General features: G+C 27.0%; 9 protein-coding genes. 5 read left to right on the forward strand and 4 right to left on the reverse strand.

The genetic code is table 11. The features are described 5' to 3' along the window. Nucleotides 1–4: 4 nt before the first annotated feature. Nucleotides 5–601 carry a diacylglycerol/polyprenol kinase family protein gene (locus BDU_RS02015; RefSeq protein ID WP_012538167.1) on the reverse strand — a complete coding sequence of 199 codons (597 nt, stop codon included), beginning with the start codon at nucleotides 599–601 and terminating at the stop codon, nucleotides 5–7. Next, complete coding sequence (locus BDU_RS02020; RefSeq protein ID WP_318250777.1) at nucleotides 601–1548, reverse strand: peptidylprolyl isomerase; 948 nt, start codon at nucleotides 1546–1548, stop codon at nucleotides 601–603. Before BDU_RS02020 ends, BDU_RS02015 begins: the two co-directional genes overlap by 1 nt. Nucleotides 1549–1767: 219 nt before the next feature. Here BDU_RS02020 and BDU_RS02025 point away from each other — a divergent pair, with 219 nt between their 5' ends. The 5 genes from BDU_RS02025 (at nucleotide 1768) to BDU_RS02045 (ending at nucleotide 6916) form a co-directional block, all read left to right on the forward strand. Then, the gene (locus BDU_RS02025) at nucleotides 1768–2631 is read left to right on the forward strand and encodes a CheR family methyltransferase (protein ID WP_012538169.1); all 864 of its coding nucleotides are present in this window, start codon (nucleotides 1768–1770) and stop codon (nucleotides 2629–2631) included. Between the two features lie 35 nt (nucleotides 2632–2666). After that, nucleotides 2667–3827, forward strand: a complete 1161-nt coding sequence (locus tag BDU_RS02030) for a chemotaxis protein CheB (protein WP_012538170.1) — start codon at nucleotides 2667–2669, stop codon at nucleotides 3825–3827. 23 nt (nucleotides 3828–3850) lie between these two features. Next, on the forward strand, nucleotides 3851–5059 hold the full coding sequence (locus tag BDU_RS02035) for a TraB/GumN family protein (RefSeq protein WP_012538171.1): 1209 nt from the start codon (nucleotides 3851–3853) through the stop codon (nucleotides 5057–5059). 39 nt (nucleotides 5060–5098) lie between these two features. After that, complete coding sequence (locus BDU_RS02040) at nucleotides 5099–5740, forward strand: adenylate kinase (RefSeq protein WP_012538172.1); 642 nt, start codon at nucleotides 5099–5101, stop codon at nucleotides 5738–5740. Nucleotides 5741–5839: 99 nt separating this feature from the next. Further along, the gene (locus BDU_RS02045; RefSeq protein WP_012538173.1) at nucleotides 5840–6916 is read left to right on the forward strand and encodes a hypothetical protein; all 1077 of its coding nucleotides are present in this window, start codon (nucleotides 5840–5842) and stop codon (nucleotides 6914–6916) included. A 15-nt stretch (nucleotides 6917–6931) separates the two neighbouring features. Here the strand turns inward: BDU_RS02045 and BDU_RS02050 are convergent, their stop codons facing one another. Together BDU_RS02050 and BDU_RS02055 are read right to left on the reverse strand one after the other, a co-directional pair. Further along, a complete protein-coding gene (locus BDU_RS02050) occupies nucleotides 6932–7861 on the reverse strand; it encodes a diguanylate cyclase (protein ID WP_041177711.1) in 930 nt (309 codons plus the stop codon). Then, the gene (locus tag BDU_RS02055) at nucleotides 7861–12177 is read right to left on the reverse strand and encodes a response regulator (RefSeq protein ID WP_449727619.1); all 4317 of its coding nucleotides are present in this window, start codon (nucleotides 12175–12177) and stop codon (nucleotides 7861–7863) included. The genes BDU_RS02050 and BDU_RS02055 overlap by 1 nt, the downstream gene beginning before the upstream one ends. Between the last annotated feature and the right edge of the window lie 146 nt (nucleotides 12178–12323).

Raw genomic sequence — 12323 nt, forward strand, 5'->3', positions numbered from 1 at the left:
AAATTCAAGTTACCAATAAAAAAGATAAAGTTGCAACCCCTACAGGCAAAAATAAATTATCGTATTTTGCAAAATCAAAAAGTTCAACAAGCATAGCTCCCATACCAACAATTAATGCCATAACAAAATTGGGAACAAAATAATAGCATACTATAAAAGCAACAACAAAAACAGAAATACTTCCTGCAAACGTTTTATTATTTACAAGTTTAAAAGATGGAATAAGCTTACCAAAAAGACTTGCAAGCCCATCTCCAATACATGCAGAAAATATTCCAATATAACTAAAAGGTTTAGCTATAAAAAAATAAGTACAAAACATACTGACTACTAAAAATATTGGAGAGAGATATATTTTACAAAAAGAGACTTCTCTAGTTTTCACTAGTATTTCTGATATATCTCCTAAAAAAAATAATTTTTTTTGCATGACTCTTAACAATTCTAATATCAGGTAAATAACCATAAAAAACAAGCTTGCAACAAAACCTATCCACAAATTCACTTTATATAATAATAAAAACACTAAACTTGAGATATGAAAAAATTTTCTATAAAATTCATATTTAATATCTTCATCAAAAAAAATTCGATTGAACATTAATTAACTTTCCTTAAAATAATATTAAATTTTAAAAAAGAATTTGCTTTTATCATACTGGTAAAATCTCTATCTCCATAAGCAAGATTTGGTGGAATTATTATAACTCTCTCTTCCCCTTCACACATATTTGACAACATTATCTCCCAACCTTTAATCACTCTCCCAAGACCAAGTTCAAACTCCATTATATTACCCCTCTCAAGAGAACTATCAAATTTAAATCCATTTAACAAAAAACCCTCATAATCTACTCTTACAATATCACCATTCTTAGCACATTTACCATTTCCCTGTTTTATTACCTTATATAAAATACCACTTTCATCTTTTTCAAAATCTTTGCAATCTCGATCAATTATTTCAAATTGCCAAGCCATATGTTTTTCATACTCTTTTAATTTTTTTGTTTCATAACTACTCTTTAATTTTAAAAATTCTTCATTATTAACTTTAAAAGAATGTGCATGATCTCCAACACGAATTATCTTTACTCTCTCTATTTTATCTCCAAGACTTATGCTCCTCACTGTTTCCATTCCCTCAACCACCTTACCAAAAATTGAATGCTTAAAATCAAGATATGTAAGATTATCTGCAAGAGTAATAAAAAACTGACTTCCATTAGTATCAGGACCTGCATTAGCCATAGAAACAACGCCTGCTTCATCATGCCTCACACCTTTAGTAAATTCATCAGGAAATACATAACCAGGACCTCCAGTACCAGTACCAGTAGGATCACCTGTTTGAATAACAAACCCATCAACAACCCTATGAAAAATAAGATTATCAAAATAAGGTTGATTTGTAACAGAATTTTCAATAAGACCTTCACTAAGACCAATAAAATTCATCACGGTCAAAGGAGCAATTTTATAATAAAGTTTAATTTTTATAGTACCTTTATTTGTATCAATTAAAGCAAATATTCCATGTTCTTCCATTAAATTTTTCCTTTTGCTAGCACAAGCTACTAGCATTAAAATCAAGATAAAAAATAATAAATACTTATTCACAAATTTATCCCTTAAACTAATATTTAAAGTAACTCTACTAATACTAATTGTACTATTATTTTGAAAAAATTATATAAACCCACTAGAAATTTACAATGGTTAAGTAATACTATGTATTAAGAAAATTCATAAAATTGGACTTTATAGATGTTAAACATTAATGATGAACTTTTGGTAAAATTTTGTAATTTTATATATGATAATAGTGGTATACGTTTTGATGAAAAAAATAAAATTGTATTAAAAAGTAGAATTAATGATGCAATACATGAACTTCAAAATATCAATACACCACAACAACTATACGAATTAATAATTTCAGACAAATTTAAAAAAGAGTATTTTTTAGATCTAGTTACTACAAATTTAACAAGATTTTTCAGAAATGAAGCCCATTTTAAAACTTTTGAAAAATTCATAATACCACAATTAATAAATATTAAAACAAAAGAAAATAAAAATAGAATTGTTATATGGTCTGCAGGATGTTCAACTGGAGAAGAACCATATTCATTAGCATTTGTTCTTAAATACCACATTCCAGAAAATTTTGAATTTATTATTATAGCCTCTGATTTAAGTTTAAAATCGTTAATGATAGCAAAAGACGGACATTACTCTAGCCAACAATGTGAACATATTCCAGCAGAGTATAAAAAATACATTAAGCCTCACATGGATGGTTATAAGGTAGTAAATGACATCAAAAAACACATACGATTTGATTATCATAATTTAAATTTTGAAAGTGGATTTTCCAATATAGACGTCATATTTTGTAGAAATGTACTCATATATTTCGACGAAAAATCACAAATTAAAGTCTTGAAAAAATTTTATTCTTCTATGGCTATGAAGAGTTACTTATTTATCGGACACTCAGAATCACTCTTTGGTCTAAATCTTCCTTTCAAGTTTTTAAAGACACCTTGGGCTATAATATATGAAAAGGATGATGAGAGTGTCCCTAATGAAAAAAAACTTTCATTCCAAAACAAATACAAACTATAATTTTATGCAAGCAGACCTATAGGAGCAAATAAAAAATGAGAATAACAATTTACGTGCTCATTATTGATTCTTCGTCTGTTAATAGAAAGGCTATATCGGATATAATAAATTCCTCATCAAAACTTAAAGTTATTGCAACTGCAGCCAATGCAGACTTTGCATTAAAAAAATTAAAACAAGACCCAGATGTAATATTACTAGGCCTAGAAAAAGAAACTATCAAAGACATTTCCCTCATACAAAAAAAGCAAAATATCAATAATAAAATTCCCGTCATTATACTATCATCTAATAAAGATCTTGCAATAAATGCTCTACTACAAGGTGCTGATGATTTCATAATAAAAATTGATAGTAAATTAGACAAAATAAAAGATAAAATTATTGATTTACTTATAATTTATGGAAATAAGAGTATAAAAAACAAAATCATAACCAATATTAATTCTAAACCAGAAACATACACACCGTCACAAAATGAAAAAGATAAAAAAAATAACCTAAATATAATAAACATAAGAGAACATAATTTAAAAAAAACAAACACTAAATACATAGTAACAAGTCTTAATCAAAAACAAATAATAAATGACCAAGATTTAAAAAAACTTAAAAATAGAAAATTTGAAATGGTAGTTATTGGAATATCCACAGGAGGCCCTGCAGCATTAAAAATAATTTTATCAGAAATTTCAAAAAACTTTCCTATTCCAATAGTAATTGTTCAACATATGCCAAAAGGATTTACTACAGAATTTGCAAACAATCTTAATAAGATTTGTAACTTAACTGTAAAAGAAACAAAAAACAATGAAATCCTTCAAAAAGGATGCATATATATAAGTTCTGGAGGATATCACACAAAAATAAACAAAATAAACGATAATTATCAAATAGAGGTTTTTGATGCGGAAAATGTCAACGGACACAAACCTTCTATAGGAGTACTATTCAAGTCAATATCAGAAAACGTAAAAGAAAAAGTCATAGCTCTCATAATGACTGGAATGGGAAATGACGGTTCCAGAGAAATTGGAGATATTAAAAAAGCTGGAGGCGTAACTATTGCACAAGATGAAAAAAGCTCAGTGGTATTTGGAATGCCAAAAATTGCAATAGAAGAAAATAATATAGACTATATAGTTTCAATAGGTCATGTGGTAAAATTATTAGAAACCATCCTTCTTGATGGTTAAATTTTTAAAGACAAGGATAACTTTTGGAAACCGCAAAAGAAAACACAAAAGACTACTTTTCACATGTAAGTACTCTTGACATAGATCATCATAAAATATATGTATTAGGAACAGCTCATGTATCAAAAAAAAGCTCACAAGACACTGCTAATTTGATTGATATATTAAAACCAAATTTTATAGCGGTTGAACTTGATGAGGCACGCTACCATGCCATTCTACAAACAGACGAAAATGAAAAATGGCGCAACTTGGACATATATAAAGTAATAAAACAAGGAAAAGCCTTTTTATTAATAGTACAAATTATTTTAAGTAATTTTCAAAAAAAATTAGCAAAAGAACAAGGAATTAGTCCTGGTGAAGAAATGAAAACAGCCATTTTAAAAGCCAAGGAACATAACATACCTTTAATACTTGCAGACAGAAAAGTTGAGACAACTCTAAAGAGAGCTTGGAATTGTGTTCCAATTTTTGAAAAAACAAAAATAATATCAAGCCTGTTTTCATTCTCAGATATCAAAGTCACAGAAGATGAAATTGAAAAACTTAAAGAACAAGATGCTCTATCAAATATAATGGAAGAACTTGCAAAAGAAATTCCCACTGTAAAAAAAGTCTTAATTGATGAACGAGATGAATTTATAGCAAGTAAAATACTTGAAGGATCTGGAACAATTCTTGCTGTTGTGGGAGCTGGCCATGTAAAGGGAATAATAGAAAACTTAAAAGAAATTCAAGATACTAAAAAAATTATTAACATTGAAGAACTAAACACCATACCTAAAAACAATTTCTCAATAAGCAAATTGATATCCTACTTAATAGCTATCTCGATTATTATACTAATAGCAAGTTCATTCTACTTTAAAGACTTTGAATTTGCCTATAAAAATTTAGAAATCTGGATAATATGTAATTCTGTATTTGCAGGCATTGCAGCTATTTTATTAAGAGCCAACATTATTACTATACTAACAGCATCAATTGGTGCTCCAATATTTTCTTTAATGCCATTTATTGGGACAGGTATGGTAGCAGGACTCGTTGAAGCATATATAAATAAACCAAAAATAAAAGATTTTGAAAGCCTACAAGAAGATTTACATAACATAAAAGGATATTTTAAGAATAAAGTTACAAAAATCTTATTAATAGTGTTTTTTGTTAACATTGGATCTGCAATTGGAACAATTGTTGGATTTAAATTCTTGTTAAATATCTTCGGTTAAATATCAAAAATAAAAATAAAACTATACAGGAGTTACATTATGAAACTTGTCTTTTTAGGCCCTCCAGGTTCTGGAAAAGGTACAATTGCAAAAATTCTATCAAATGAACTAAATTACTATCACATTTCAACAGGCGATTTGTTTAGAACAAACATAGAAAATGATACACCCCTTGGAAAAGAAATCAAACAAATAGTTGAAAATGGACAATTAGTACCCGACTCAATTACGATTAAAGTCGTTGAAGACAAAATCAATACTATTGACAATAGGGATAATTTTATTCTCGATGGATTTCCCAGAAATATCAATCAAGCCATAGAATTAGATAGGTTATTAGAAAACATTAAAATAATAAATTTCTTAATTGACGAAAAACTTCTGGTTAAAAGGCTTTCTGGAAGAAGAATATGCCAATCTTGTTGCAAAATATTTAATATATATACACTTCCTACAAAAGAAAAAGAAATTTGTGATTTTTGCCAAGGTATTCTCTACCAACGCAAAGATGATACAAAAGAGTCTTTAAAAATTAGACTTCAGGAATATAATTTGCAAACAAAACCATTAATAAATTTTTACTCAAACAGTAATAGACTTAATAATATAGACGCATCAAAAAATATTAATGAAGTACAAAAAAACTTAATGGAGATAATATCAAAAATTGAAAAAAATTAGTCTAAAATTATAATCAAAACAATTTACTTTATTTAAAGAAATAAACTATAATGAAAAAAATTAAAAAGGAAAAAAATCTTATATAAGCAAAGGTATTATATGTTAAAAAAATTGTTAATAATATTAATATTTTTACAAACTGTTTCTACCTATTCAGAGGAAGAAACAAAACAAAAATTAGAAACAAAAGAAAATTCAACAACAAAAGAAAATTCAGAAACAAAACAAAATCAAACGCGATATTTTTATATTGATTTCCAAACGGCTTATTATCCACCACATGCACTTGGAACTTCAAATAGTAAATTTTCTCCAAGTTTTATAACCCCAAAATTTACATCGACAGACCCAAGCAAACAGATTGAACCTAGCTCGTGGGGAAGCGCAAAATTAATATCACATTTTGGAGGTCATAAATTTATCCCATTACAAAATAATTTCGACTCAATTTTCTTCAAGAATAATGGAATAGACCTTGATGTCAATATTGGACTATCACCTATCCTAGCACTATCCCATGCAAAAATAGGAATTACTCCTATTGCATTTTTAAATATATACACAGAATCTGAATTTGGAATAGGTTGGGAAGCATTTGGATTTAAAGGCATTGGAGTACATCTTGGTAATGGAAAATATTCAAGTAAACCTGAATTTTACTATGAATTCACTACAGGAGGTAGACTACAATTTGATCTAAATTCAATCATTGATGGAGAATGGACACATGTTATAACAGTAGTTGGAAATAATATGAAATTAAGATATAACCCTCACGCTAAGAATAATCAACTTTGGAAATATAAAGCTGACGAAGGTAAAAATATAAATGGAACCATAATAAATCCTTATGCACTCTTAGCATATCAAATGCCAATGCCCCTTAATTTAGTTGGATTCTTATATGAAGGTCAAACATATATTGGAAATGCAAGATATGTGAGCACAATGCAAGATAAAGGATGGGGAAGTGACTTCTTTTATCACAATTTTTCCTTAATTGCCAAAATTCAAGTTATAGAAAATCTAACATTAGACGTACTATTTAAATTTTCAACAGCACCTTCCTATACAGAAGATACAGTAGGATTAGCTGATATCACAAAAAAGGTAAGCACAAACAATTCGTATGTTTATTATGACTCTATTGGATTGTCTTTAACTTATAAGATTTAACTTCTATTTTCATGATTAATATTTAAATTGATTACGTCCCGAAATTTTAGCTTCATATAACTTATCATCAGCAAGTTTAATAATATTAGTAAAATTGGAATCTTGCGGAACTTGTTCTGCAAGTCCAATTGAAACTGTAACAAAATGAGAAATATCACTATACTCATGAACTATTCCTAAATTTCTAATATCCTCAATTAAAAAACTAACAATCTTAATCATTTCTTCTAAACTTTTATTGACAGAAAATAAAATAAACTCCTCACCACCATAACGTGCAACATCTATCTTATATTTAATAGCAATCCTATTTAAACTTTTGGCTATTAATTTAAGACATTCATCACCATTGGTATGTCCATAATTGTCATTATATTTCTTAAAATAATCAATATCTAACATTCCCACAATAACATTATCTTGATGTTCTAATGCTTGCATCCACGATTTAGCAAATTTATCTGTAAAAAACCTTCTATTAGGAATTTGAGTTAAGCCATCAATTCTTGAAAGATTTTTAAAATAATCCCTAAGCCTTTTAAGTTCAAGATGAGTCTTAATTCTGGCATTAATAATCCTTCCATTAAAAGGTTTTAAAATATAATCTACACCACCAACATTAAATCCTTCAAGTTGTGCATCAGTAGAATTTCTTGAACTTATAAATATCACAGAAATATCTCTAGTCTCAGGATCATTTTTAAGTCTTCTACAAACTTCATAACCACTAACATCTGGAAGCAACACATCAAGAAGTATTAAATCTGGTTTATCAATTTCCACCTGTTTTAAAGCATCAAATCCATTTAGCGCAACTCTAATATCATAATCATTTTGCAAAATATCTAGTAACAAATCTAAATTTGTAGGCGTATCATCTACAAGTAATAACTTTTGAGGTTCAATCGCAATTTCATCAAAGTTATCTAAAATTATACCTTTCATCACAATTTCCCTATTCTATTATGGCTCATCATACGTTTGATAATGTTAACACTTTCCTTAAAATTATATACCCTTAAACATTCAACAAGAGAATCAAATAACACAATATTATCATCATCCCAATGATATTTTTTAAGGGTTTCAAGAATTTTTTTATATTCTTTTGGATTTCTATTTTCTATCTCATTTAAAAGTTTTTGCATAATAATTAAAAAGTCATTATTACTTTGAAATTCTAATTTTTCATAATCATCAATATCAACAACATTTAATATCCGATCTCTTATATTTTTAACAAGCATAATCAAATTTTGACGTGCTTTAGAATATAGTACTCTTAATTCCTCTATTGAATCTGTACCATTTTCAATTTGTTTAAAATCATCAAATAAATTACTACGCATATTACCAAGAGCACCTGCTATTGAATGTGCCAACTCTTTTATTAATACCACATTATTTAAATTAAATGCCTCATCCAAATCACGTATAATATTATCACTCATGACAACAAAACCTCTACATAAATCAATGTACATGTCATACGAAATATCCAAATCTTGCAAAGCACGATTAATATCCAAATCATCCAATTTATCGAAATTTTTATATTCTATAATATTATTATTCTTAACCTCATCAATATATAAATATTTTTTTAATATATATTTAATCGACTTAATATGTATGGGTTTTGCAAGATAATCATTCATTCCACTCTCCAAACACCTATCTTTATATTCCCTTAAAGCATGTGCAGTAACAGCTATTAACACACATGAATTTAAATTATTTTGTTTTTCATATCTTCGTATTTCTTCAGATACTGTAAATCCATCACATTTTGGCATTCTTATGTCAACAAAAGCAATATCATATCTATTGGTTTTTAAATAATCAATGGCCTTAAAACCATCATCCACAATATCAATAGAATCTTCTCTAACGCCTATAACAATCAAAATATTTTTTAAAATTTTTTGATTAATCTCATTATCTTCGGCTATCAATATACAAATATTATCCTTAAGCTTGAAAATTCCAGAATCATCAATTAATGGAGCATCTACAAGTGAACCATTTATAATCCAATCAGAATAAAAATCCCACCTTTTAAAAGGTTTTTGAATATATTCGTATTTAAAATCAATGATCTCTTCATTCTTTAAATAATAGAACACAAATACTATTTTTGCATCTAAATTTAATTTTTCAAGCCGTTCAGCAAATTTTAAACACTTTTGTAAATCCGCATTATCAACATTTATAAAAATAAAATCATAATAAGGATATTTAGAACATTCTTCATAAGCATCCTCATAAGAATAAAAATTACGTACGTTATCCTTATAATCAAGGATTTCACTTATTTCATTTAACAAGACAACAGCTTTATTACTTGAAAATAAAGTTAAAATCTTTTTATTCCTAATCAATTTAAATTTACTTTTCTCTTTATCATTAATCTCATTACCTAAAACAAAAGGCAACATAAATGAAAAAGTTGTCCCTTTGCCCACCTCACTCTCAACAGTAATACCAGGACCACCCATTAAACTGACAAGCTTTCTAGATATTGCAAGTCCAAGTCCCGTTCCTTCATATTCTTTTGCATCAAAGTCATCTCCCTGTTTGAATAATTCAAATATTACGGGTATATTTCCTTTTTTAATTCCTTTACCAGTATCAATTACTTTAAATTCAATGGTAAAAATTCTATCACCATTATCACCTTCTCTAGTACATATAATTTCATAGTTTATAATTATGATTCCTTCCTTAGTAAACTTAAAAGCATTGCTTATCAAATTAATAAGTACTTTCTTAAGTCTAGACCTATCTCCTATCAAATAATTATTTAAATCTGATTTTGAATAAAAAATTAAATCAAGATTATGTTTTGCGCTTTGAGACTGAAAACTTTTTACAACTTCTTCAATCTCATATTCTAGATTTATTTCATTATTTTCAATATATATACCATTCATATCTATTTTAGAGATATACAATATTTCATCAATCAAAGAAAGTAATGAAGTAGATGAATAATTGATCATTTGCACATATTCTTTTTGAACACCTAAAAGATCTGTATTATCTAGAAGTTCGGTAGCTGCTATTATGCCATTAATGGGAGTACGAATGTCATGACTCATACTTGCTAAAAAAATAGTCTTAGCAACAATAGCATCTTCAATAACTTTTTTTTCACTAATTACAGAAGAATACATTTTTTTTCTAAATCCTATTTCTTTCAATAATCTGAATAAGAAAAACATTAAAATAGTTAAAACAAAAAAAACAATCGCTAAGACTAATATACCAGATTTTTTTAATTTCATGTCTTTAGAACTTTCATGAACATTAAATACCCAATCATCAAAATATAATTTATTATTAACATTTGTTCGGAATAAAATTTTTTGTATAATTCTTCTTAAAATATAATCTTGATTATAAACAGCAATATTCAAATTAAATGATAAATCCGACACATTAACAATTTTTTCAAGATCTCTAACATTTAAATCTTCAAAATTAACAGTAGCAGTATACTCATCACTAAGAATTCCATCAACTTCTCTCTTGTATATCAAATCCAAAGCCTCTTTAAAACTCTCTACTTGTACTAATTGTGCTCCTATTTGGGTTTCCAATTTATTAGAATATAAAAAGTTAAGCACTGCTATACGATCAGATGATTTGGGAATAAATAAATTAGTTTTTTGTGAAAAAATATATAAAGGAATTCCTGAAACTGATTTAATATTAAAAAAATAATCTAAATTTGCACTATCCAAATTAGAAGACAAAATATCTATTTGACCATTCTTAATTAAATCTTTGAGTTCCCGCTCACGTACATTAATAATATTAAAATCCACATTTGTTAATCTTTTTATCTTTTTAATTAACCATTCATTTATTCCCTTATAACGACCAGAATTTACATAATCAACAGGATACCAATTCTTAACAGCAAGATTTAATTTTTTATTGTGCTCCAACCAAATTTTTTCTTCAATATTAAAATTACTGCTATTTACATGGCTATAACAACTACTTTGATAATCTTCAATCTCATTTTGAGTAAACCAATTTTTATCTATCTCTAATAAAGTATCAAATAAGATATTTGATGTTAATGCATCTAGCATATACGAGAACAACTGCAATTTGCGAATATTACTAGCTAATATTAAAGGTTTTTGCACGTTAAAACTTAAATCTTTAAATTTTAATATATTATTATACCCATGCAACCTCAATAGATAATTTGTAGTAATTGAATTTTCTATAAAACCATATGAATTATTTATTATATCTGCAAAATTATTAACTATGTCTGTATTTTTATCTAACCTTATACCACTTAAGTGAAAATCAACAATTTGTGAATTTAAGATTTTATCACTATTTCTAGAATTCGTTAAGTAAAAATTAAAATCAAGCATACATATTGGATCTGTTACTTTATAGATTTTTGAAGTCAAAATATTATTATCTTCAATAATACCACCCCAAACAGATATATCTTTATCATCCAGACTCAGTTTAATACTTTCCTTTGGAAATCCTACAAATTTTAAAGAAAAAGCATATTCTCTAGAGAGATCATTCCATAAATCAACTAAAATTCCTGATAATTGACCTTTAGAATTAATAAAACTTAAAGGAGGATAATCATTATATATTCCAACATCAAGATTAAATAAGTAATCTAACTCCTTAAAAGAAGCATATTCGCTTTTAGAGAGAGCTTTCATATAACTCAAGAGATCAATATCTAAACTCTTCAGTTCATTAACAGCTTTTTTACTAATAGCAACCCGTATGCCAAAACTATAAAAATAGTCAGAATTAAATACTTTTAAAAAAGATGGATCAAAATAAATATGCCATAAAAAATACAATGATTTGTAACTTCCATATATTAAATCAATTTTGTTATCTCTTAATGCTGAAAATAACTGTTGTGTATCTGAAAATGAAAAAACATTATCAATATGACCATGCAACTTCAAAATATCTTTATATATGCTATTTTTTACAACTCCTACACGAAATTCTTTTGAAAGAGATGGATTTGTAATTTTTTGATTTTCCTTTGAATTATAAACCAATGCCGTTACACATTTGCCAATTTCATTTTTAAAATACAGATGTTCACTTAAATCAGAATTATATGTTAATCCCAAATAAACCACATCATCTTCTATTTTGCTTTGATCAAGATAATCAATGGCCTCTACACTAATTTCATAATGATGATCCTGTGCCCATTTGTTAAGAAGATAAAAAATCATACCAGTCATCTTACCTTCTTTATTTTTGTAATATAAAGGATAATATTGATCTACAAGCTTAAATTTTAGAGTTTGTTTGGCTGACAAACTAATATAAGAAAAAAAAAGTACAAATAAAAAAATTTTCAAATTGCGCATAATTATGCTACTTACAT

It is taken from the genome of Borrelia duttonii Ly, assembly GCF_000019685.1.
GTDB classification, from domain to species: Bacteria; Spirochaetota; Spirochaetia; order Borreliales; family Borreliaceae; genus Borrelia; species Borrelia duttonii.

What these genes read in the sequence shown, in the direction of transcription:
- BDU_RS02050 (WP_041177711.1), bottom strand. Translation starts at nt 7,861, where the DNA reads ATGAAAGGTATAATTTTAGATAACTTTGATGAAATTGCGATTGAACCT.
- BDU_RS02020 (WP_318250777.1), bottom strand. Translation starts at nt 1,548, where the DNA reads ATGGAAGAACATGGAATATTTGCTTTAATTGATACAAATAAAGGTACT.
- BDU_RS02025 (WP_012538169.1), top strand. Translation starts at nt 1,768, where the DNA reads ATGTTAAACATTAATGATGAACTTTTGGTAAAATTTTGTAATTTTATA.
- BDU_RS02040 (WP_012538172.1), top strand. Translation starts at nt 5,099, where the DNA reads ATGAAACTTGTCTTTTTAGGCCCTCCAGGTTCTGGAAAAGGTACAATT.
- BDU_RS02030 (WP_012538170.1), top strand. Translation starts at nt 2,667, where the DNA reads ATGAGAATAACAATTTACGTGCTCATTATTGATTCTTCGTCTGTTAAT.
- BDU_RS02015 (WP_012538167.1), bottom strand. Translation starts at nt 601, where the DNA reads ATGTTCAATCGAATTTTTTTTGATGAAGATATTAAATATGAATTTTAT.
- BDU_RS02045 (WP_012538173.1), top strand. Translation starts at nt 5,840, where the DNA reads ATGTTAAAAAAATTGTTAATAATATTAATATTTTTACAAACTGTTTCT.
- BDU_RS02055 (WP_449727619.1), bottom strand. Translation starts at nt 12,177, where the DNA reads ATGACTGGTATGATTTTTTATCTTCTTAACAAATGGGCACAGGATCAT.